This window comes from Marinomonas sp. (assembly GCF_965225885.1).
GTDB lineage: Bacteria > Pseudomonadota > Gammaproteobacteria > Pseudomonadales > Marinomonadaceae > Marinomonas.
Genome location: NZ_OZ245329.1, coordinates 3,606,734 through 3,628,503 on the forward strand (window position 1 = coordinate 3,606,734; position 21,770 = coordinate 3,628,503).

Sequence of the window (21,770 nt, forward strand, 5' to 3'; positions counted from 1 at the left end):
AAAACCTGCCTAGGCAGGTTTTATAGGGTGTATTCGATTTGTATGCCATTGGGTCTATTCAATTAGCCCCATAAATGCGCTGTATGATACCGATCTAGGCAAGCTCATCCCAGATATACTCGCTAAATTTATGCAGTATTTCGTCTAGCTCACCATTTAGCGCTTCTTCTAATTTGCGTTTGCCGCCATCGCGTTTGTAATTGCCGATTTTGTAAACATCGTCGTCCAATACGACCTTGTCTTTTATCGAGCTGGCGAGGCGATCCAGCCATTTGATTTGCACTGGGTTCCAGTCATTCTCGTTCTTGATCTTCTCTAGGGCGTGATCGACACGTACACCAAACGGCAAGAGTGCGTTGCCGATGGCGGCGCGACGAATGTGACCCACTAATTTGGCGGCAATGTCTTGAGTCGTTTTGCGTTTCCACGCGGCTTGCAAGGCGGATTCGTCAAAGTAGTTCGCATCAAACCATTCTTGCAGTTCTACCAAGCCTTTGCGGGTTAAATCCCGTGGCCGATTCACCACGGCGTCTAACGCTGGCAGCTTGTTAACATTGCTGGCCACCATGTGGTCGAAGGCGTCTAGGAAATCGTCGGCATTGTTGTGCTGACCATACAAAATGTCTGTGCCGATCACTTCATCTGGCACATCGGAAAAAATAGGACGATCACGCAAGGCGTTTAGGCTGCGCTTTAGGTTTTCAATTTGTTCGACAAAGTTAGGCAGTTGCGCAAAATACTGGGCGGAAATTTTCGGACCGTCGGTTAAAGCCGTTTTGGCAAAGCCAGAAAAATCGCATCGGGCGACGTTTTTCAGGCGTTCGTCTAGGCGACTGACTTGCTGATCGATATCGCGATCACGATTGCGTTGGTAGTCGGCTTGGGTAATCACTCGTTGTAATTTGGATACCAGCTGTTCATGACTGTTTTGAGCAAAAGATTTTCCGTTGGACTCTGTAAGGTCGTAGGTCTTGTCGTCGCTGATTTCGGTGACGAGTGTTTGCAAGGTCACATCAGGGCGCACTACCACGGCTTTCATGGTGTCGTAGGGTTCTAGGCTGCTGTACAGATCGACAGCGTCGAAAATACGGAAGTTGCTCTTGCCGACTTCTGGGCAGAGCCGCGTGGCGCGGCCTTTCATTTGTTCGTAAAGGATGCGACTACGGACTTTGCGCAAGAACACCAAGTTACAAATACTGCGTACGTCTATGCCTGTGGTCAGTAGGTCTACTGTCACCACGATATTGGGACGATTTTCTTTATCAAACTTGGTGATCAGCTCCTGTACCTTGTCGGCATTTTTGTCGGCGTTACCGGTGATTTTCAAAATGGCATCGTACTGAAGCGAGCCAAGTTTGGCGATAAAAGCGGTTCTGAGTGCTTCTACCACCATGTCGGCGTGGTCGTTGTTGACACAAAATATTAGGGTTTTCTGCTGACTGGTTGGATCTAGGTATTTGGTCAGTTCTTCACAGATCACTTGGTTAAACGCCGGCAAAATGATCTGGCGGTTGAAATGATCGACGTCGAAGTTTTGCTCGTCTTCTAAGGTATCTAACTTTAATTCGCCAGAAACCTCTAAACGTTTCACCAGCTCCCCTTCGGCGATCACCACGCCTTGGGTATTGAGTTTGGTGTTTATCTTGATGGGTGGATCATAGTCATTGAGGTAGCCGTCTATCACCGCGGTGCGGTAGGAATAGTTGTAAATCGGGCGGCCAAATATTTCTGTGGTATGCAGGGCTGGCGTCGCCGTTAATGCCAGTTTGAAAGCGTCGAATTGGTCGATCACACGACGATAAGACGAAATAAATTCTTGCTGGTCGCGAAAGGCTTCTTCGCCTTCGGTTTGTTCTTTGTCGAGAATATAACCGCGGTGCGCTTCGTCTATGATGATGGCGTCGTACAATCCCACAGGGATGATTTCGTCACTTTGCAAGACGCGTTTAACAAGAGATTGCACAGTCGCAACGTGAATTTTGGTGCTGTCTTCAGGGAAGCGATCCGTCATGCCTTTGATATTAAAAATGCTGGTAAAGGTTTGCCCTTGAATGCGCATTTCATCAAAAGAATTGAGCGCTTGTTTGCCCAATGAACGACGATCCACCAAGAACAAAACGCGCTTGAAGCGCTGGGATTGGATCATGCGATACATGATGGCAATGGCGGTGCGGGTTTTTCCTGTGCCGGTCGCCATGGCAAGTAAAGCGCTGCGTTGGCCTGCCGTGACAGCACGTTCAACCGCACGTACGGCGTCTTCTTGATAGTAACGTAAGCCCAGCTCGCTCATGTCTGGATGCGTAGCAAACCAGTTGTTCAATTGGCCAATGTTTTGATCCAGCTTGCTAAGCAATTCTTCTGGCCTTAGCCATTGAGGCAAGGCGTCTGGCTGGTTGCTGTCGAGTCGTGTGTCTCGATACCAAATGCCGCTTTTACTTTTTACCGCGGCGCTGTAACCACGACCATTGGCAGAAAAGCAAAAAGGAATGTTAAAACCGTTCGCATTGTATTGGTTGGTTTTTAGCTCGCTGACCTGCGCCAACATCGCATCATCGTTAACGGCGCGTTGGGCTAATTCTTTTCGATACGCCAGTAAATCAAAGGTTTTGCTGTAACGAAACGCTTCGTTTAGTTTGCTGGCGACGTCGATGTTGTAACGCTTGGCTTCCACTACGCCAACTGGGGTTAATCCTGCAAACAAAACATAATCGGCAAAGCCTTTACCTGTGTTAGAAAGCTCCGTTCCATCGGTTCCCGTTGGCCATTCGGCAATCGCCATATTGCGACCAATTTCGGGACGCGTGCCATTGCTGTATTTGAGGTTTTGGGTATCGGCATCCCAACCAGCAAGGCGCAGCTGTTCGTCTATTAAATAGCGCGTCTCTGCTTCATCTAAGTTGAGCTTGTTTTGACTCACCTGAGTCTTGGCTTGGCTGTGGAAAGCGTTACGGTCTTGCTCGGTTAAGCTGGCTAATTCATCTTCTTTGGCTTTTAGCTGAGCTTCTAAGGCGGCAATGCGTGCTTCACTTTGCGCAAGGGTTTCGGTTTGCTTACTTTGGAAAACAGAGAGTCTACCTTGTAACTCAATTAGCTTGGCTTGCTGTGCTTCGATTTCCGCTTGGCTTTTGTGTTCGTTTTGCAGAGCCGCTTTTTCGGCTTGTTCAAGCGCTTGCTTTAACAAGGTCATTTCTTGCTGAAAAGCCTGTTGAATGGCTTGCTGATCTTGCTTACTGGGTAATTGAAATAATGGCGAGGGGAAATCTTTGTCTTGGCTAATCAGTCGGTAATACCAAACCGCCAAGCGAAACGCCAAACGCAGGCACATTTCTGCGTCGTTTAAGTCGTTATGGTATTTGTGAACCGCTTGGTTACCAATGCCGCGAAGCTTATGAAACACATCAAGAATGGTGTCATCTATTTTTGTTTTGCGTTGAATTTCTTCGAGCAGTTTAAACTGGGTTTCTTGCGGTTCAATATTCAGTAGCTTACCAAGATGATTCGCCACGTATTCGCCAAAAATTCGCAGCTTCACCAAAGTGGTATTTGGATCGTCTGGATAGTTTTTCTCGGCCGCTTGGGCAATGGAGAAAAGGAAATCATTGTGGCCTTTTAGAAAAGCAAAGTTAGATTGAGTTATTGTCATTGCGTTCTAAAGTCCCTTCTTCGCTTAATGTCATCATCTTGGATTGTCAGTTTACCCTGACAATCCAAGATGCGGAATCCTTTCATTGTTATTGGGTAAATTATTACCAAGGATGCTTAGCAAAATAGCTGTCTAGATAATCAATCAAGGCGCGAACATTGGGCGATAAATGCTTTCGAGACGAATAAAGCGCATAGATAATCAGGTCTTTGGGTTTCCATTCCGGTAAGACATGGCACAAGCTGCCATCGTTAATGTAGCGATTGGCTAAATAAGTGGGTTGCAGACAAACGCCCATTCCGTTCAAGGTGGCATGCAAAAGCGCTGTGGCTTCGTTAACACTTAAACGACAGTCTACGCTGATCGATTCAAACTGATCACCTTTAGAAAGATGCCAAATATGACGTTCAAAGTTTTTATAACCCAAGCAATCGTGGTTTATTAAGTCTTGCGGATGTTTGATCTCGCCTATGATTTGACGGGCTTTCTCAAGATAAACCGGAGACGCCACCAGCACAGATTCACAAACGGCAATGGGTTTACCTATTAAGGAAGGATCTGGGTTCGAGGCGATACGCAGGGCAAGATCGATACTTTTTTCGGTTAAATCTGCGGTGCTGTCTTCTAAATCAATATCAATATGAACTTTAGGATGCTTCGCCATGAAACCCTGAATCGCTGGCATGAGTTGAGAAAAACCAAACGACATGCTGGAGGTGATTCGCACCAAGCCAGACAATTCATCACTGCTATTTACCAAGGAAGTGATGTTATCGGCTTGCTCCAACCAAAGCTCGACGTCTTTTAAACAGGCTTCGCCAGCGCTGGTCAGCGATATTTTTCGTGTTGTGCGATGCAGTAAACGAATCTTTAACCAGTCTTCCATTGCTTCTATGTAACGCGTGACCATTGGGCGCGACATATTCAAACGATCTGCGGTGCGAGAGAAGCTTCGCGACTCAGCAACATCAATAAACACTTTGGCAGCAGTGACTCTATCCATATTGAACCTAGCTATTTGAACGATTTAAGAAACAATCATGCTCGTTTTTGTGTGTTTTTCCGAGCAAAATAATTCTTTATTCTTAGCAACATATAAAATCCAATTATCCAGAAAGGTAACCATCTATGACAAGAGTTCATTATTTCTACGACCCTATTTGTGGCTGGTGTTATGCCGCGGCGTCTCTCACTGCTGTATTAGCAGAAATGCCAGAGTTTGAAGTTGTTTATCATCCGGGCGGTATGATCCCTAAACGCGCGATTGATCCGTCTTTTAGGCAGCATATTTTACAAGCAGATAAGCAAATAGCCCAAATGACAAAAGTACATTTTGGCGACAACTATATTGCCCGTGTAAAAGGGCCTGAAGACTATGTGGTGGATTCTCTTGTAACCACCCAAGCCATTATTGTTGGGGAGGAAATGGGCCTCGATAATCATACGATGCTAGCCGCTTTACAAAACGCCCATTATCAAGAGGGCAAACACCTACATGAACTGGATGTGCTCGCAGAATTAGCGGTTTCATTAGGGTTAGACAAAACCATCTGGAACGAAAAAATGGCCAAGTCCGAAACCACCTTGAATCATAAACTCGCAGAAAGTCATCAGCTCATGGGGCAAATGCAAGTTAGCGGATACCCTACGTTTATTATCGAAAAAGACAATCGTTTAATGCGTCTGCCACACAGTAATTATTATGGCAAAGCAGAAGAATGGAAAAGCTATTTGGCCGGCTTGGTTTAAGCACTCGCATTAAAAATTCCCAGTAATAATGAATAAAGACCTTTGCGCAAAGGCACGAATGAAGCTGAGTCTACTTTAAACCAAGTATTGGTGACATGACTCCTATTACTCATTGCACTGTTCAGCTCTTTTAAAAAGCATGCTTTTCGAGTGCAATGAGTAAACAAGCAATCATAGCGATCTAAGCTTGGATCTATAAGACACTCCGAATATACCAACAAACAAATGTACGTTGGGGTTTTATTTGATAGCTTTAAGAAAGCATTTGGCTTGCAAGCGGCCGTATAATTTGAGAATCGCCAAAGTAGTTTTATAACGACTAATGACGACAAGGTTATTTAGTATGCAGACGAATTTGTTCCGCCACTTCCCGCAGCACAGGTAAGTATTCTTCTATCAAAGTTTGGTGACTTACTCGGGATGCATTAGTACTGAGATTAATCGCCCCAAGCAAGGATCCATCAAAAGTGAACGCTGGAACAGCCAACGAACGTAGGCCAAGATCTAGCTCCTGATCTACCACACAGAAATTCTGTTCAGCGACTTGTGCAAGCATCTGCTCAAAAACTGATTTATCGACAATGCTATGTTGAGTATAGGCTTCAAGAGACACATTTTTGAGCCAGCCTTTTTGTTTTTCAAGTGGCAACTTCGCAACCAACATACGACCCATAGAAGTATAAGCAGCAGGCAACCGTGTCCCTGCACTTAGGGTTATCGACATCAAACGATGAGCAGCAGGCGAACGAACTACATACATGATGTCTTGTTGATCCAGCACAGCGAGAGACGAAGATTCACCTAATCGCGCGGTAATATCATGCAGATAATGCTCAACCACATTAAGATGATCGTTACTGGCATTGTAGGCGTAACTGAGCGCTAAGACTTTTGGCGTTAACATGAACTGCCGCCCTTCCCGCTTAATGTATCCGAGCGCATGCAAAGTCAGCAAAAAACGTCGGGCTTTGGCTCTGTCCATGCCTGTTTGCTCGGCCACTTCAGACAGCGTCATTTCCTTATGCTTCGGATCAAATGCCATGATGACATCCAGTCCTGATGCCAATGCACCGACATAATCTCTATGATCTGGTGACAGCTTTTCCTCATTCATACCCAGTTTACTCATTGCCATTAATAACCCCGCCATTATTTATGATTCGTTACAGGCTCGCTAGAGGGAAGAGACTTTTCAGCGCATTTTTTATCTAAATCCAGTTAAAAAAAGACAAATACAAAATTTTGGCTTGACCATTAATCTTAGATTGATTTATCTTGTTCGCATTGCAAACTTAAATTCGTATAACGAACAGGATACATTATGACGAAGTTTATGACACTAAAAGACGCTGTCGCTACCTATGTAAAAGATGGTGACACTATTGCACTTGAAGGTTTTACCCACTTAATCCCCTTCGCCGCAGGGCACGAAATCATCCGTCAGAAACGACGCAATCTGTCCCTAATTCGTATGACACCCGATCTGATTTATGACCAATTAGTCGGCGCGGGCTGTGTTCGAAAATTAACTTTTTCTTGGGGCGGAAACCCTGGCGTTGGCTCGCTTCATCGTGTTCGTGATGCTATAGAAAATGATTACCCTTGCGCGCTAGAAACGGTTGAACACAGTCATGCAGCTATGGCGAATGCATATGAAGCTGGCGCTGCAGGTTTACCATTAGCGGTTTTTCGAGGCTATGTGGGCAGTGAGTTACCTCTCGTCAACAAAGAGATTGCCTCCATAATTTGCCCTTTTACTGGCGAACAGTTGGCAGCTATTCCAGCCATTAAACCTGACGTGGGCATTATTCATGCGCAAAAAGCAGACCGCGCAGGCAATGTGCTTATCGAAGGAATTATTGGTGTTCAAAAAGAAGTTGTTCTGTCAGCCAAACGCAGCATTGTCACGGTAGAAGAAATTGTCGATAACTTGGAAGTCACGCCAAACGCTTGCGTCTTACCAGCATGGACAATTGACGCTATTGCAGTTGCACCAGAAGGCGCGAAACCTTCTTATACGCTTGGCTATTACGACAGAGACAACAACTATTACAAACAATGGGACAACATCAGTCGCGACAGAGACAGCTTCAACCAATGGTTGGAATCCCATGTGTTTGGCCAAGGAGATGTTTAATATGACAACCCATAACGATACGACTCAATATACTTCTGCTGAAATGATGACCATCACTGCAGCACGCGCCTTAACCAATAACATGACCTGCTTTGTGGGAATTGGTTTGCCTAGCGAAGCCGCTAACGTAGCGCGCTTGACTCATGCTCCTGATGTTACCTTGATCTACGAATCTGGCACCTTGCAAACCAAACCCGATGTGCTGCCGTTGTCTATTGGTGATGGCGAACTGTGTGAATCGGCTCTCACCACCGTATCTGTACCAGAAATGTTCCGTTATTGGCTACAAGGTGGCCACATCGATGTGGGCTTTTTAGGGACAGCGCAGATCGACCGTTTTGCCAATTTGAATACCACGGTTATTGCGGCTAATCATCCTGAAGGCGGCAAAAATGGCGCTCACAGTTATGCAAATCCAAGAGTCCGTTTACCGGGTGGTGGTGGTGCTCCGGAAATTTCTACCAACGCCAAAGAAGTCTTTATTACCGTTAAACATTCAAAACGTACCTTTGTAAAAGACGTGGATTTTATCACTACGATTGGTTTTGGCCGTGATGGCAAAGGCCGCGATAATTTACCAAATATCGGTCGTGGCCCAGGCGTGGTTATTACGGATTTATGTATTTTAAAACCAGACCCAGCGACCAAAGAACTGATCGTTACTAGCTTGCATCCTGGCACAACAAAAGAAGACATCATTGAAGCCACAGGTTGGGAAATTAAATTCGCCGAGGCGCTTGAGACCACACCAGTACCAAGCGAAAAAGAACTGCACGTATTACGCGAATTAAAAGCACGAACTGAAAAAGCACACAGTGCTCAGGAGGCAATATGAGCTCTGTTTACATCTGTCACCCGAAACGCTCAGCCGTTGGCCGTTATGCAGGTTCCCTTGCGGCCGTGCGCCCAGACGACATGGACGTGATCGAATTGAATGAAGCCTTTGCGGTGCAAGGGTTAGCCTGTATACAAGAATTGGGACTTTCACCGGAAGATGAACGCATTAACCCAAATGGCGGCGCGATTGCCCTTGGACATCCATTAGGTATGTCAGGCGCTCGTCTATTACAATCCGCCGCTATGCAGTTAAAACGTACTGGTGGACGCTATGCTATTTGCACCATGTGTATTGGCGTCGGACAAGGCATTGCTATGCTAATTGAGCGGAGCTAATGGGAACTCTCGCTTCGTTGCTGCAAGTCGACAAGCTAGAAGTTATCAATCAGATTAGTCATGTTCCATCGGTGGAATCACCAGATCAACTCACCAGTCTGCTTAAAAACTTTATCTCTTAGTGATCTGCTCTCAGTGATCTATGCTTCGACTTAAGGGCGTTAGGATAACGCTCTTAAGTCGAACTTATATAAAACAAATCAAAGCTGCCAAGCAAAGGTTAACGTTCCGTAGCGGGTTTGTTCAGCAAATTTTTTATCTTGATCACTGCCGTTAATAGTAAAAGGGGAATTAACCGCAAAGGATAAAGCCGATTCGCCCCATGAGTACGTCAAGCCTGAGGTAAAGACATTGCTGTTATGGTTGTAATCAATAGATCGACTGTCACGGAAAGTATTGCCGTCCGTAAAAATTTGATTAAAAGTATGGCTTGCTTTTACTCCAGCATAAACAAACCAACCCTCCTCTACAGCTGTTGGGTTAGACATTCTGTTTTCCGTCAGCAAAACTGTCGCGTAAGAATTTTCTAAATTCCGTCCATAACGAAACATGAAACCAGTGCTGACAGAGCTTTTCAATGTCCCAACACTCATGTCTACGCCACTTAAAAAGTCCATATTATCTGATTCAGATGCCCAAGATCGCCAAATACGGCTTCGGGATAATTCGAAAACAATTTCTGTCTTTAACTGTGTATCCCAACCCATTGGCTCTTGAGCATCAATAATACGATGTACTGCTTTTTGTGTTTGCTCACCTAAAGCCAAAGGCCCAACAATGCCTAATGTCGTACTGACTCGGTCAGCATGATCGCCACTATTGGCGATAAAAGTATTGTTAAAACTTAATAAGCCAGAATAGGGAAAATCATTTTCAGGCGGATTTGGAATTTCAATATCATCAGCTGTATTTATCGTCTGACCAAAGCCATAAATATTAGCAGAGCTTTTTAATGAGCCTGACGGCATACTCCACATTAATGGCTTCACCCAAAAATCGGGGCTGTGATCAGATGTTTCGCTGTCACGAACGTCATACCATGAAACATAAAGCCCATTGGTATAGCCATTGTCTTCATTGACAAAAAAATCATTATCTAACGTTGCCGACACCCAATTCGCATCCGCAAAAACTGGCGTACCCACTAATAAAGACAGACTTAAAAAGTAATGTTTCATTGAAAGCGTGCTTTTCTTTTTAAACACACCTGCATTTATATGACGATTTACCGTTTGCAAACTTGCCATTTTTCACCTACATGAACGCTTGGAATTGAGCAAATTATAAAGAGGTCTTATGGTAAAAACTGGTGCAAAAAGCATTTATAACAATTAAACCCTTAAAGGAAACTTATGGGTTGAGTTAGCTCTAATTTGACCGTTTTGTGCAAATAAAACGAAGCCTAGCGTCAATAAATAGTCAGTTCGTAAAACTAAAAAAACCACTATCAGTCGTTCACTAATAGTGGCTTTGGTTAATGCTAAAGTATAAAAATGGCAGACAATCTTAGATCAGAAAGATATCTTAAAAAATCAAAAATCCTAGTGAAATAATCACTCCAGAACCGATCAATGCCATCAAGCAATAACCCATCACATCTTTTGCGCCAAGCCCTGCAATTGCCAGCGCTGGCAATGCCCAGAATGGCTGAATCATGTTAGTCCACGCATCACCCCAAGCAATTGCCATGGCGGTTTTCGCAGCATCAACACCCAGCGCAGCACCTGCTGGCATCATGATTGGTGCTTGTACCGCCCACTGGCCACCACCAGAAGGAACAAAGAAGTTAACAATACCAGCACTTAAAAAGGTGAATAAAGGGAAAGTGGTTTCATTAGAAATAGAAACAAACGCCTGTGAAATCACGCCAGCCAACGACGCACCTGAATCACCCGTTGCTGTCATCATACCCATGATCCCAGCATAGAATGGGAACTGTAGCAGAATACCAGAACAGTTACGTGCTCCTTGAGAAACCGAGTTCAACAAACTTTTTGGCGTTCCATGAAGCAAAACAGCTGAAAACAAGAAGGTAAAATTGACTATATTCAAGTTAAGAGCAAAACCGTTATTCACAAAATAGTAAATCACATAAGCAAAGCCCATCACACCAAGAAGCAAAGACAAAACCCGACTATTTTCAAGACGTTCTGCCGGACTCATATCCGCTTTATTTGGGGTCTCGACGACTTGCTCTTTTAATAATTCAGCGTTAATCGTAACCGTGTCTTGTGGTGCTGGATGCATCAAACGATTCAATAACGGAATAGTGACAAACATAACCGCTAAAATGGTTAAGTTCATGGTTGAGAAAATTGTCTCAGAGGTTGGAATAGGACCGGTCACCGCACCATTTGTCACCTTTGAAATATTCGCACCACCTGCAATAGACAAGGGAATAGAACCTGACAAACCGCCATGCCAGAACAAAAAGCCGCTGTAAGCAGAAGCAATCAATAACCGGTAATCGACACCTTTTACACGAGCAGCAATTTCTTTGGCAAAAATAGCACCGACCACTAAGCCAAACCCCCAGTTAACCCAACACCCCATCGCGCTGATCACAGTCACCAAGATAATCGCTTGTCCTGGTGTTTTCGCAACCCCTGCCAACATAGCTAATTTACGCTTAAACGCTGGCGCACTTGCCATGGCATGGCCAGTCACAACCACCATCGCCATCTGCATCGAAAAACTAAGTAAGTTCCAAAACCCACCAGCCCAAGCGTTTACCACTTGCATTGGTCCCTGCCCAGTACTCGGCATCACCAACAAAAACACGGCGAAAGTTAAAACGATGGCAAAAATAAAAGGGTCAGGAAGGTAACGCTGCAGCAAAGTAACGAAGAATTGGCTTACTTTTTGTAAACCCGTTTGTTTTTGTTCGAGAGTATTCATCAGTTTTATCCTGTTTTTTTATATTTTTTATTGGACGAAAAAGGCAAAAAACAGAAAGAGAGACTCACTAGGAGCCACCTTTCTGTATCACTTATTACGTTTATTAATTAGATTTTTTGTACCAATTTTATTAACGAGAAACCAATATAGCAACGCCCATTCCGCCACCAATGCACAAGGTCGCCAGTCCTTTTTTAAGGTCTTGGCGCTGCATTTCGTGGAGCAAGGTAACCAAGATTCGGCAACCAGAAGCACCAATCGGATGACCCAAGGCCACCGCGCCACCGTTCACGTTCACTTTACTAGCATCCAAACCAAGCTCTTTGTTGACACACAAAGCCTGTACAGCAAAGGCTTCGTTGGCTTCGATTAGATCCAAATCAGACACTTTCCAATTGGCTTTTTTGAGTACCTTTTGCGTCGCGGCAATAGGACCTGTTCCCATGATTTCAGGATCAACCCCCGCGCTGTTCGCGGCTTCAATAACCGCTAGAATCGGCAAGCCTAAGCGTTTCGCTTCCACATCGGATGTGACGATTACCATGGCAGCGCCATCGTTCAAAGTAGACGCATTACCTGCGGTGACAGTGCCCTCTTTGGCAAACGCTGCACGCAGCTTGCCAAGAGATTCCGCGGTCGTATCAGGACGAATTTGTTCATCCGCGTCGACAATAACGGGGTCGCCTTTACGCTGAGGAATTGAGATCGGCAGAATCTCTTCAACAAATCGACCAGCAGCCTGTGCTTGCGCCGCTTTTTGTTGAGAATTTGCTGCAAAGGCGTCTTGCTCTTGGCGACTAATATCCCAACGATTGGCGATATTTTCAGCCGTTTGTCCCATGTGATAATCGTTAAACGCATCCCATAAACCATCGGTCACCATGGAATCCAATAGTTCCCAGTTGCCCATTTTTTTACCGGAGCGACTATTTGGCAATACATGCGCCGCTTGGCTCATACTTTCTTGTCCACCTGCAACGACCATGCTTGCATCACCATTCAATACAGCTTGAGCTGCAAGTTGCACCGCTTTTAAGCCAGAACCACAGACTTTATTAATCGTCATAGCCGAGACATGCTTTGGTAAGCCAGCATGAATAGCGGTTTGACGTGCAGGGTTTTGACCGCAGCCAGCAGCCAGTACTTGGCCTAAAATCACTTCTTCAATGTGATCTTTCAAAATAGGTTGTTTGGCTAACATGCCAGACAAGAGTTGAGTGCCTAATTGCACCGCACTCAACGAAGATAAAGCGCCATTAAAAGCACCGATAGGTGTTCTTGCTGCAGCAACGATGACGGCTTTCATAAAAAGCTCCTGTAGTTGTTATTTGCGATTCGTCTGATGCTCTATTACTTATAGAGCCACAAACGTCATTTCCGGCACATGATCCGGCACAATAAGTTTACCTTGGGTTTTTTCAATAATTTCTTCCACTGAAACACCCGGAGCTCTTTCTTTCAAGACAAAAGCGCCATTCTCAATTTCGAGCCAAGCCAAGTCTGTCAGGACTTTTTTGATACAGCCTTTGCCAGTCAGAGGCAAAGAACAATTAGACAGCAGCTTTGATTCACCATTTTTAGAAGCATGCGTCATGGTGACAATAATATTCTCTGCGCCGGCGACCAAATCCATCGCGCCGCCCATGCCTTTAATCAACTTATTAGGAATCATCCACGAAGCGATATTGCCGCTCACATCCACTTCGAAGGCACCCAACACGGTCAAATCCACATGACCGCCACGGATCATGGCAAAAGATTCAGCGGAGGAAAATATCGACGCGCCCTTCACTGTGGTCACCGTTTGTTTACCGGCGTTGATCATGTCCGCATCAATGGTTTCTTCGGTAGGAAACTCGCCCATACCAAGCAAACCATTTTCTGATTGCAGCATGACATCCATATTTTTCGGCACGTAATTGGCGACTAAGGTAGGAATACCGATACCAAGGTTAACGTAAAAACCGTCTTGTAATTCTTGGGCGACACGTTGCGCCATTTGCTCTCTAGTAAGTGACATAAGAAACCTCTTTTTTTATTCTGTTATTTTATTCTGCTGTCTTAACGGTTCTTTTTTCGATGCGCTTTTCGAATGTACCGAGTACGACTCGATCCACATAAATACCGGGCGTATGGATGTGGGCAGGATCTAACTCACCAATCTCGACGATTTCTTCTACTTCTACGACGGTGATTTTGCCAGCGGTTGCGGCCAAAGGATTGAAGTTCTGTGCGGTGTGGCGATAAATGACATTGCCGTAACGGTCGGCTTTCCAACCTTTAACAATGGCGAAGTCGCCGACGATGGCTTCTTCCAACAGGTATTCACGGCCATTAAATTCTTTGGTTTCTTTGCCTTCTGCGACTGGCGTACCGACACCAGTGGCGGTGTAAAAAGCTGGAATACCCGCGCCACCAGCGCGCATTTTTTCCGCCAGCGTACCTTGTGGAGTAAGTTCTACTTCCAGTTCGCCATTCAATAATTGCTTTTCAAACAGGGCATTTTCGCCCACATACGACGACACCATTTTGCGAACTTGCTTGTCTTCGAGCAGAATGCCCAAGCCAAAACCATCCACACCGCAGTTATTCGACACTACGGTCAAACCTTTTGTGCCTTTGCGTTTGATTTCAGCAATCAGGTTTTCTGGAATACCGCACAGGCCAAAACCGCCTGCAAGTACCGTCATATCATCTTCTAGCCCGATCATGGCTTCTTCATAAGAAGCGACGACTTTGTCAAAACCGGCCATATTAATTCTCCTGTCTTATTATTTTTAGATAACTTTTAACTTCCAACCAGTTTGACCCAAGGCGATAAATTAATTAAATTTGTTTTTTCTATTTATTAATAAGTTTTTCAAAACAATAATCACAAAGAAGTATTCTTAAATGAACGTAAAACAAGTAAAAGCCTTCCTAGCTGTCGCTCAGTCCATGAGCTTTGCCAGTGCTGCCACGCAATTGCACTTGTCACAGCCTGCGTTGAGCCTGTCGATTAAAAGCCTAGAAGATAATTTAGGGGGGAAATTACTGACTCGCACGACACGCCATATTGCCTTAACACCGGAAGGTGAAGCCTTAATGCCAATCGCCAGACGGTTATTAGCGCAATGGGAAAACGCCGAAGACGAAATGAAGCAACGTTTTGCCTTACAAATGGGCAAAATCACTATCGCTTCCATGCCATCTTTTGCTGCTTCGTTGCTACCAAAAGCCATTCGTAATTACCATGCTTCGTACCCAAATATTCAGGTCGCCATCGACGATGTGTTATCCGATGTGGTAGTGGAAATGGTGCGTAACAACCAAGTGGAGCTGGGAATTTCCTTCGAGCCAAGCAACCTTGTTGATTTGTCTTTCCATCCACTTTATGAAGACAGGTTCATTGCGATCTTGCCAAAAGATCACCCACTGGAAGAACAAGACACGATTTGTTGGCGGGCGCTTTTAGAATACGATTTCATTACTTTACAACGCCCTTCCAGCGTTCGTACCATGATTGAAAGTGCACTCAATGAGGCAGGGATCGAACTTAACGTTGCTTTTGATGCTCACCAACTTGCCACTGTAGGACGCATGGTCAGCGAAGGCATGGGCGTTGCCGTTGTTCCAGCGCTTTGCCAGCAACAAGCCATAGAACAAGGCGCCATTTGCAGACCAGTAATTAATCCCGAAATTCGTCGACGAGTTGGCGTCATCTGCCAGCCTAGGTCCAACCTATCCATCGCCGCTGCCGCTATGCTGGATGTGTTGATGGATACTTATGCTTGATCGCAACTAGCTTGAGACACAATAACCTTGGATAAACTATTAGACTGCCTCACCATTACCAGCAAAATCATGCACCATAATGCGTTTTTGCTCGAACAATCAACACAACACAACGATCATTTTCAATTCGGTAAACAATACGATCTTGGAAACTAAGACGAACAGAATAATAGCCCTTTAAATCTCCCACCAGTGCCTTTCCGGTCTCCGGTGAGACCGCAATTTTATGCCGCAAAATATCTTTGAGTTTGCTCTTTAACTTTGGTGAGAGCTTGGCAACATCTTTTTGTGCCTGCTTAGTGAACTCAATCTGATAGCGTTCACCACTCACAAAGGCTCTCCAAACACCTCTTCAAAGCTCACTACCTCACCCGCATTTGCTTCAAGAACAGATTGATTAAACGTCTGCTTAAAATCAGGTTGCGACAAAAGATACAGTGTTTCCTGCAAACCTTCATAATCCTCAGCTGACATAATGACGGCATTGCCTGATTTATGCTGCACTTCAATAATGTCATGTTGCTGATTCGTTTGCTTAATAAGCTCAAAAAACGTTTTTCTTGCTTCTGTTGCCGTTATTGTAATCATCATTCACCCTCCAAAAACGTACCGAATAATGTACCACTTATTCTTGTTGGAGTAAATAACAAACCGTAGGGCTGCATGAGGGAGGCACGACCGTAATCTGCCAAAACAGCATTTACGATCCCAACAAAATTTCCTGTTTGACTGTGAAACTCATCTTTTGTTGGTCACCCACCCAGAAGTTTTTCCTAAGCCGCCTGTTCGGCGGTGAACATGGACGAAATGGTGTCACGATTATGCGTGGCTTTCTAAGCCGCTGGAAACCCAAGACACGATTTCTTGGCGAGCACTTTTAGAATACGATTTCATCACTTTACAACGCCCTTCCAGCGTTCGTACCATGATTGAAAGTGCACTCAATGAGGCAGGGATCGAACTTAACCTTGCTTTTGATGCTCACCAACTTGCCACTGTAGGACGCATGGTCAGCGAAGGCATGGGCGTGGCTGTTGTCCCAGCGCTGTGTCGACAACAAGCCATAGAACAAGGCGCCATTTGCAGACCAGTAATTAATCCCGAAATTCGTCGACGAGTTGGCGTCATCTGCCAGCCTAGGTCCAACCTATCCATCGCCGCTGCCGCTATGCTGGATGTGCTGATCAACACATATGCTTAGCTACCGCTTCCAGCATCAATTGTCTTAACCAGATAATGCCCAAATCGGCATTTTGGTATTTATGCCACTGCATACTTTCACGCAATGTGGGCAAGGCAACTGGTGTTGGAAATGATTTTAAGGCCATTCCTTGCGCAATGGACTTATCAATTAAGCGCTTCTGCAAAGTAGCGATTAAGTTAGTGCCAACGATCAAGTTAGGAATGCATGAGAAACTAAACGTCCGCACATCGACCCGTCGTGAAATACCTTGTGATTCGTAAGAATGAGTTTCAAAAGACGGATTAGAGTTCGGCGGCTGCATACAAACATGACCTGACGACACAAAGGTTTTCATCGTCATTTCTCCTTTTGCTAAATCGCTTTGATCCCAAACAACACAAGCAAATTCATCAGTGATCAAGGGTTCACTGAGATGAAAATCCGAACAAAAAATATCGGGCATGATAAGTAAATCCGCTTCGCCACGATCCAGCTCTTTCTTTGGATCACTCACCTGAGGTAAGAAATTCAATTTCACTGTGCAACCTTGCGCTTGTGCCATGTCAATCACATGAGGAATCAAGGTGTGCAGCATGTAATCTGACACACAGATACGAAATTCTCGATCAGATGTGGTTGGATCAAAGCCCGGTTTGAGCATGATGGAAGCGTCTATTTTTACCAAGATGTCACGAATTGGCTGTTCCAATTGCTCAGCAAGAGGGCTCAGCATCATTTTTCGCCCCGTTTGGATTAACAACTCATCATTAAAATAGCGACGTAATCGAGATAAAGAGCTACTCATGGCGGATTGACTGAGATGTAATTCTTCGGCCGCTAGACTCACATTCTGGTTACGAATCAGAGCATCCAACGCCACTAATAAATTCAGATCAAGTTTTCGAAAATGCATTATTTTTATTCTCTTTTTTCGTTTGAACAAGTTAGTCGTGTGTGAAACACCACACTCTTTTTTTTAATCTGCCTTGTTATTATCACAATGGTCAAATCGATACCATAGATAGTTAATAGAGATATTATTCATTTAAAGAATATAATTTTTTTCTCTACCATGATTTTTATCAAGTGTGATGACTTGCTTAACCATAGGTTTTATGTGCAGCCAAGCAAGCCAATTGAACCACAATAAAAATAATAATCTGGAGTTAATATGATGAATCTACTTTTCCCCCAGTGGCAAAAAAAACGCCAGCCGTTCTATGAAACACGTCAACAATCCAGGCCAATTTTTCGATTTCACTAACGCTGATTAATGCACCAGCAAGCTAAACGAAACCGCGCCACAAAACGCTACTGTCACAGTGAACATAAAGCATCAAGCTGAGCGCTATTGAGCTTAGGCAATGTGGGTACCTCGTTTAAAAAAAGCAAAAAATATAAAAATAAAAAAAGAGAAACGTATGAAAAAAACAGCTATCGCACTATGTATTTTATCGCCTATTACTTACGTAAACGCAGGTGTTATCGACTTTCTACAAGACAGTGATCATAAGTTTAAATTACAAAATACCTATGACGACACCAGAAGTGGTCGTTACGATAAAACAGGCAATTCGGACCTATTAAATTGGGCGCAGTCCGCTACTTATGACTTTGATTCAGTGTATGTGGATGATCATTATGGCTTTAATTTAAGCTTATTAGCGGTTGAACCGATTGAGACTGGTGACTCATTCTTCGCTAAGCAATATTTTAAGGTAAATGACAAAAGAAGTGCTGAAGGGTTTAATAAAGTCACCCAGGCTTTCCTAAAGCAAAAATTTACCACGGACAACAATACCAATATCAACTTGTATGAAGGTCTTCGAGTTTTGAAGAACTTCGGCGCAGTGACGCGTGATGGAGACATTACCGATAGCGCTTACTATGGCATAACGGCTGACATAGATTCCGCAAAATGGAATGTTAAAGCTGGTTATCTAACTGCTCATACACCACCGAATGATACAGATGTTGATGACCTAGTAACAAAAGACAAAAAAGAAATAGATTTCATCTATACAATAGCGGCTGAATACAAAAACGATGGTCAATCTTTTCAATACTATATTGGGGAAGGCCAAGACTATGTAAGAAGTCAGTTCTTTGGCTACAGCAAGCAACTAACGGCTAAAAAAGTCTCCGCCAAAGTCTTTCATGCTGAAGCGCTATCTAAATACAAAGCGCAATCTGATCGTAATCGCTTCTTTGATGACAACGCCTATATTGCAGAAATAAAGACTGATTTCTTTTTACCTTCCGGTGTTTTTTCTGTTGGCTACGCTTATGTCTCAGCAGACAGAAAGAACAGCTTAGGTCGATTTGAAAACAATCTTTCAGGCAATTCAAAAGGCAACGATGACACCATTACCAACGGCGTCAGTAAAGACTTTTACAACGACCAAGAAAGCGTTATAGCTCTGAATTATTTTCATCGATACAGCCAAGAAGTGAAGTTCGCCTTGCTTGCCCGCTATGGTTTTGGCTTTGAATATAAAGGACAAGATTTATACGAATATGAATTTGGCGGCGCGGTTTTCTATACACCTAACTCTGTTCCGGGGCTTGAACTTAGCCTAGTTGGCGGACCTAACTCCTCTTTTCGTCGAGACAGAGACAACACGCCTTTCTTAGACAGTAACGGCAAAACGAATAACTTTGATGGTTCAACTGTCATAGCCAAAGCAAGCTACGAATTCTAATCCCCTTTATATTGCATGATTAAAATGAGAATAATAATGGCTAAAAAAACAATAAAATCAGTGGAGCGTTTGCTGACTATAAGCAGCGCAATTGCCCTAATAGCAGGTTGCAGCACAAATCCTCAAAGCAATATCGCCGAGGAAGCTAACACCAAACAAGCGAACTTAGTGAGCAAAATAAAACCTGAGCTCACTATTGATGGCTTAACCTTTAAAGACCTAAATCAAAATGGTCGCCTCGACCCATATGAAGATTGGCGTTTACCGACGCCGCTTCGGGTCGACAATCTAGTCAACCAAATGACGTTACAAGAAAAAGCTGGCTTAATGCTGATTGACACTCTTAACAGCGGCTGTGAAGGCTTGCCACAAGACACGGCAGAGCATTACATCAAAAGCCAGAACATGCGTCGTTTTATTTTCCGTAACGTGGTCACTAACGACACTCGATGCGGACCTGATCGAGGTATTTTTGCAGGGTCTTCACTCACGCCTGCCGAATCCACTCACTATATGAACCACATCCAAGAAATGGCGGAGGACAGCCGTTTGGGCATTCCCGTTTTACAGAAATCCAATGCGCGAAACCATTTCGATAAAGACCCCAAAGTAGGAATTAACGAAGCGGCGGGGGCCTTTACCCAATTTCCGAAAGAGCCAGGTTTAGCTGCAGCCGTTTTGGGCGAAGAAGCCCTTCACCCAGGAAAAGGTATGGAGGTGATTAAAACCTTTTCAGAGGTCACCGGAAGCGAGTGGCGCTCCATTGGATTACGCGGCATGTATGGTTACATGGCGGACCTTGGCACTGAACCTCGCTGGCACCGTTTCCACGAAACCTTTACTGAAAATGCCGACCTAGATGCGAGCATCATGACGGGACTGGTAAAAGGCTTACAAGGTGGGCCAGTCAACCCAAATACCAATATTGCGTTAACGCTTAAGCATTTTCCCGGCGGCGGACCACAGGAAATGGGACTCGATCCGCACTATTCTTTTGGTAAAAACCAAGTCTACCCTGCGGGTCAATTTGAAGAACATCTAAAGCCTTTCCAAGCTGCGATTGATGCTGGTGTCTCTTCGATTATGCCTTACTATGGCGTCCCTATTGACGTTGTCCATAATGGCGTGAAGTACGAACAATTAGGCTCATCGTTCTCCAAACAAATCGTGACCGACTTATTGCGTGGCGAACTGGGCTTTAAAGGTTACGTGAATACTGACACCGGAATCGTCGATGCCAGAGCATGGGGACTGGAAGATAAAACGGTTCCAGAGCGAGTCGCACAATCTATCCAAGCTGGAGCGGATACTATTTCAGGCTTCCACGATGCAAAAACCATTACCGACTTGGTCGATCAAAAGCTACTGACAGAAGCACGTATCAATGAGTCCGCAAAACGTCTATTAGCGCCGATGTTTGACTTAGGGTTGTTTGAGAACCCTTATGTGAATGACGGTGCTGCTGAACGCATCATTGGCAATGAGAATCATCAGAAAAAAGCCATGGACATTATGCAAAAGTCCATTGTCTTGCTACAAAATAAGACCCAAGCGGACAAAACAAAAGTGCTACCGCTTAAACAAGGTGCTCACCTTTATGTCATGGGAATGTCACCAAAAGACATTGCACCCTACGGCTATCACATCGTAAATGGCGAACCAACGGACAAGAGTGGCAAGGCTTTACCAAGACCAAGTGCAACAGGCAGTGACTATGCATTAATACGAGTTGAAGTAAAAAACGCCAGCCCGCTGTTGCGTAGTTATCGCACAAGAGATGCCGCTACAGGCAATAACCCAAAACATATCAACCCATTGACGAATAAAACATGGGGGGCAGAAGATCCATGCAACATGTTCCCACAGGTCAACCGCTTGTGTGTTGATGATATGTTTGGACTAGGATTAATATTTGGCGGCGCCGTTCCATGGGAAGTAAACAACCTTTCTTTTACTAGCATGGCGGCTTCAGAGTCGTGGAAAATATCGCCTTCTCTAGAGGAAATTCAAGCAGTCATGAAAGAAGTGGGAGCTGAAAACACCATTCTTAACATCTACTTCCGTAATCCTTATGTACTTGATGAGGAAAGTGGCTTGAAAAACGCTGGTGCTATTTTGGCTGGTTTTGGGGTCAACAATAAAGCGCTCATGGACGTCATTTCTGGACGCTTTGCACCACAAGGAAAAATGCCTTTTGCCATTCCCAACAACCTAAAAGCTGTCATTGAAAATGCGCCAGACGCACCAGGATACGCAAAAGAAGACACCTTATTTGATTACAACTTTGGCTTAACTTACTAATCAACAAATAAACCTAATCAAGGTGTTTCACTAACAGGTTAGGCATAAAATGGCGCTTTTACTAAAGCGCCATTTTTCTTTCTTTCAACTATTCGAACACTCATTTTTCCTGATTTAAAAACACAAAAGTCAAGTTGATATCATCAACAGTTCATGTGGTTATTATCAACTTAAAGTGAAGCGTTATTTTCTCTATGATTGATTCGACTG

General features: G+C 44.4%; 19 protein-coding genes and 1 pseudogene. 9 read left to right on the top strand and 11 right to left on the bottom strand.

What is annotated here, in order from left to right; genetic code table 11:
• Window positions 1-94 precede the first annotated feature (94 nt).
• Window positions 95-3,643 (bottom strand): type I restriction-modification system endonuclease, encoded by a 3,549-nt coding sequence (hsdR, locus tag ACO05V_RS17130; protein ID WP_421854288.1) that lies wholly within the window; start codon window positions 3,641-3,643, stop codon window positions 95-97.
• A 103-nt stretch (window positions 3,644-3,746) separates the two neighbouring features.
• Window positions 3,747-4,646: a LysR family transcriptional regulator gene (locus ACO05V_RS17135; RefSeq protein ID WP_421854291.1), complete on the bottom strand. Its 900-nt coding sequence runs from the start codon at window positions 4,644-4,646 to the stop codon at window positions 3,747-3,749.
• Between the two features lie 125 nt (window positions 4,647-4,771).
• Here ACO05V_RS17135 and ACO05V_RS17140 point away from each other — a divergent pair, with 125 nt between their 5' ends.
• Window positions 4,772-5,392, top strand: coding sequence for a DsbA family protein (locus ACO05V_RS17140; protein ID WP_421854294.1), 621 nt, complete (start codon window positions 4,772-4,774; stop codon window positions 5,390-5,392).
• 334 nt (window positions 5,393-5,726) lie between these two features.
• Here ACO05V_RS17140 and ACO05V_RS17145 read toward each other — a convergent pair whose 3' ends face one another.
• A complete protein-coding gene (locus ACO05V_RS17145) occupies window positions 5,727-6,527 on the bottom strand; it encodes an IclR family transcriptional regulator domain-containing protein (protein WP_421854297.1) in 801 nt (266 codons plus the stop codon).
• Between the two features lie 186 nt (window positions 6,528-6,713).
• On the opposite strand from ACO05V_RS17145, the gene ACO05V_RS17150 reads away from it, so the two are divergent.
• The 4 genes and pseudogenes from ACO05V_RS17150 (at window position 6,714) to ACO05V_RS17165 (ending at window position 8,824) form a co-directional block, all read left to right on the top strand.
• Window positions 6,714-7,529 carry a CoA transferase subunit A gene (locus ACO05V_RS17150; RefSeq protein WP_421854300.1) on the top strand — a complete coding sequence of 272 codons (816 nt, stop codon included), beginning with the start codon at window positions 6,714-6,716 and terminating at the stop codon, window positions 7,527-7,529.
• 1 nt (window position 7,530) lies between these two features.
• Entirely contained in the window at window positions 7,531-8,364 is an 834-nt protein-coding gene (locus ACO05V_RS17155; protein WP_421854303.1) for a CoA-transferase subunit beta, read from the top strand.
• Between the two features lie 74 nt (window positions 8,365-8,438).
• Window positions 8,439-8,702 (top strand): annotated as a pseudogene (locus ACO05V_RS17160) (3-oxoadipyl-CoA thiolase); the annotation flags it as partial.
• A complete protein-coding gene (locus ACO05V_RS17165; RefSeq protein ID WP_421854306.1) occupies window positions 8,702-8,824 on the top strand; it encodes a hypothetical protein in 123 nt (40 codons plus the stop codon). The pseudogene ACO05V_RS17160 and the gene ACO05V_RS17165, both read left to right, overlap by 1 nt.
• Window positions 8,825-8,902: 78 nt before the next feature.
• Here the strand turns inward: ACO05V_RS17165 and ACO05V_RS17170 are convergent, their stop codons facing one another.
• From ACO05V_RS17170 to ACO05V_RS17190, 5 genes are all read right to left on the bottom strand, one after another.
• The gene (locus ACO05V_RS17170) at window positions 8,903-9,949 is read right to left on the bottom strand and encodes a lipid A deacylase LpxR family protein (RefSeq protein WP_421854309.1); all 1,047 of its coding nucleotides are present in this window, start codon (window positions 9,947-9,949) and stop codon (window positions 8,903-8,905) included.
• A gap of 277 nt (window positions 9,950-10,226) precedes the next feature.
• Complete coding sequence (locus ACO05V_RS17175; protein WP_421854312.1) at window positions 10,227-11,600, bottom strand: short-chain fatty acid transporter; 1,374 nt, start codon at window positions 11,598-11,600, stop codon at window positions 10,227-10,229.
• 130 nt (window positions 11,601-11,730) lie between these two features.
• A complete protein-coding gene (locus ACO05V_RS17180; RefSeq protein ID WP_421854315.1) occupies window positions 11,731-12,906 on the bottom strand; it encodes an acetyl-CoA C-acetyltransferase in 1,176 nt (391 codons plus the stop codon).
• Between the two features lie 48 nt (window positions 12,907-12,954).
• Window positions 12,955-13,620: a CoA transferase subunit B gene (locus tag ACO05V_RS17185; RefSeq protein WP_421854318.1), complete on the bottom strand. Its 666-nt coding sequence runs from the start codon at window positions 13,618-13,620 to the stop codon at window positions 12,955-12,957.
• A 28-nt stretch (window positions 13,621-13,648) separates the two neighbouring features.
• A complete protein-coding gene (locus ACO05V_RS17190; protein WP_421854321.1) occupies window positions 13,649-14,353 on the bottom strand; it encodes a CoA transferase subunit A in 705 nt (234 codons plus the stop codon).
• Window positions 14,354-14,492: 139 nt separating this feature from the next.
• Here ACO05V_RS17190 and ACO05V_RS17195 point away from each other — a divergent pair, with 139 nt between their 5' ends.
• Complete coding sequence (locus tag ACO05V_RS17195) at window positions 14,493-15,374, top strand: LysR substrate-binding domain-containing protein (protein WP_421854324.1); 882 nt, start codon at window positions 14,493-14,495, stop codon at window positions 15,372-15,374.
• Window positions 15,375-15,441: 67 nt separating this feature from the next.
• On the opposite strand, the gene ACO05V_RS17200 is transcribed toward ACO05V_RS17195, so the two are convergent.
• Both ACO05V_RS17200 and ACO05V_RS17205 read right to left on the bottom strand, forming a co-directional pair.
• Window positions 15,442-15,705: a type II toxin-antitoxin system RelE/ParE family toxin gene (locus ACO05V_RS17200; protein ID WP_421854327.1), complete on the bottom strand. Its 264-nt coding sequence runs from the start codon at window positions 15,703-15,705 to the stop codon at window positions 15,442-15,444.
• Window positions 15,702-15,965 carry a type II toxin-antitoxin system Phd/YefM family antitoxin gene (locus ACO05V_RS17205; protein WP_198666635.1) on the bottom strand — a complete coding sequence of 88 codons (264 nt, stop codon included), beginning with the start codon at window positions 15,963-15,965 and terminating at the stop codon, window positions 15,702-15,704. Before ACO05V_RS17205 ends, ACO05V_RS17200 begins: the two co-directional genes overlap by 4 nt.
• 301 nt (window positions 15,966-16,266) lie before the next feature.
• On the opposite strand from ACO05V_RS17205, the gene ACO05V_RS17210 reads away from it, so the two are divergent.
• Entirely contained in the window at window positions 16,267-16,575 is a 309-nt protein-coding gene (locus ACO05V_RS17210; protein WP_421857005.1) for a LysR substrate-binding domain-containing protein, read from the top strand.
• Here the strand turns inward: ACO05V_RS17210 and ACO05V_RS17215 are convergent.
• On the bottom strand, window positions 16,559-17,470 hold the full coding sequence (locus tag ACO05V_RS17215) for a LysR family transcriptional regulator (protein WP_421854330.1): 912 nt from the start codon (window positions 17,468-17,470) through the stop codon (window positions 16,559-16,561). The genes ACO05V_RS17210 and ACO05V_RS17215 overlap by 17 nt on opposite strands.
• Before the next feature lie 508 nt (window positions 17,471-17,978).
• Here ACO05V_RS17215 and ACO05V_RS17220 point away from each other — a divergent pair.
• A complete protein-coding gene (locus ACO05V_RS17220) occupies window positions 17,979-19,259 on the top strand; it encodes a hypothetical protein (RefSeq protein WP_421854333.1) in 1,281 nt (426 codons plus the stop codon).
• Between the two features lie 36 nt (window positions 19,260-19,295).
• The gene (locus ACO05V_RS17225; RefSeq protein WP_421854336.1) at window positions 19,296-21,560 is read left to right on the top strand and encodes a glycoside hydrolase family 3 N-terminal domain-containing protein; all 2,265 of its coding nucleotides are present in this window, start codon (window positions 19,296-19,298) and stop codon (window positions 21,558-21,560) included.
• Window positions 21,561-21,770 lie beyond the last annotated feature (210 nt).

Excerpts from the sequence above, each read along its gene's own strand:
- ACO05V_RS17135 (WP_421854291.1), bottom strand. The coding sequence starts at position 4,646 with ATGGATAGAGTCACTGCTGCCAAAGTGTTTATTGATGTTGCTGAGTCG.
- ACO05V_RS17140 (WP_421854294.1), top strand. The coding sequence starts at position 4,772 with ATGACAAGAGTTCATTATTTCTACGACCCTATTTGTGGCTGGTGTTAT.
- ACO05V_RS17180 (WP_421854315.1), bottom strand. The coding sequence starts at position 12,906 with ATGAAAGCCGTCATCGTTGCTGCAGCAAGAACACCTATCGGTGCTTTT.
- ACO05V_RS17170 (WP_421854309.1), bottom strand. The coding sequence starts at position 9,949 with ATGGCAAGTTTGCAAACGGTAAATCGTCATATAAATGCAGGTGTGTTT.
- ACO05V_RS17150 (WP_421854300.1), top strand. The coding sequence starts at position 6,714 with ATGACGAAGTTTATGACACTAAAAGACGCTGTCGCTACCTATGTAAAA.
- ACO05V_RS17145 (WP_421854297.1), bottom strand. The coding sequence starts at position 6,527 with ATGGCAATGAGTAAACTGGGTATGAATGAGGAAAAGCTGTCACCAGAT.
- ACO05V_RS17165 (WP_421854306.1), top strand. The coding sequence starts at position 8,702 with ATGGGAACTCTCGCTTCGTTGCTGCAAGTCGACAAGCTAGAAGTTATC.
- ACO05V_RS17225 (WP_421854336.1), top strand. The coding sequence starts at position 19,296 with ATGGCTAAAAAAACAATAAAATCAGTGGAGCGTTTGCTGACTATAAGC.
- hsdR (WP_421854288.1), bottom strand. The coding sequence starts at position 3,643 with ATGACAATAACTCAATCTAACTTTGCTTTTCTAAAAGGCCACAATGAT.
- ACO05V_RS17205 (WP_198666635.1), bottom strand. The coding sequence starts at position 15,965 with ATGATGATTACAATAACGGCAACAGAAGCAAGAAAAACGTTTTTTGAG.
- ACO05V_RS17185 (WP_421854318.1), bottom strand. The coding sequence starts at position 13,620 with ATGTCACTTACTAGAGAGCAAATGGCGCAACGTGTCGCCCAAGAATTA.
- ACO05V_RS17195 (WP_421854324.1), top strand. The coding sequence starts at position 14,493 with ATGAACGTAAAACAAGTAAAAGCCTTCCTAGCTGTCGCTCAGTCCATG.
- ACO05V_RS17155 (WP_421854303.1), top strand. The coding sequence starts at position 7,531 with ATGACAACCCATAACGATACGACTCAATATACTTCTGCTGAAATGATG.
- ACO05V_RS17175 (WP_421854312.1), bottom strand. The coding sequence starts at position 11,600 with ATGAATACTCTCGAACAAAAACAAACGGGTTTACAAAAAGTAAGCCAA.
- ACO05V_RS17215 (WP_421854330.1), bottom strand. The coding sequence starts at position 17,470 with ATGCATTTTCGAAAACTTGATCTGAATTTATTAGTGGCGTTGGATGCT.
- ACO05V_RS17220 (WP_421854333.1), top strand. The coding sequence starts at position 17,979 with ATGAAAAAAACAGCTATCGCACTATGTATTTTATCGCCTATTACTTAC.
- ACO05V_RS17190 (WP_421854321.1), bottom strand. The coding sequence starts at position 14,353 with ATGGCCGGTTTTGACAAAGTCGTCGCTTCTTATGAAGAAGCCATGATC.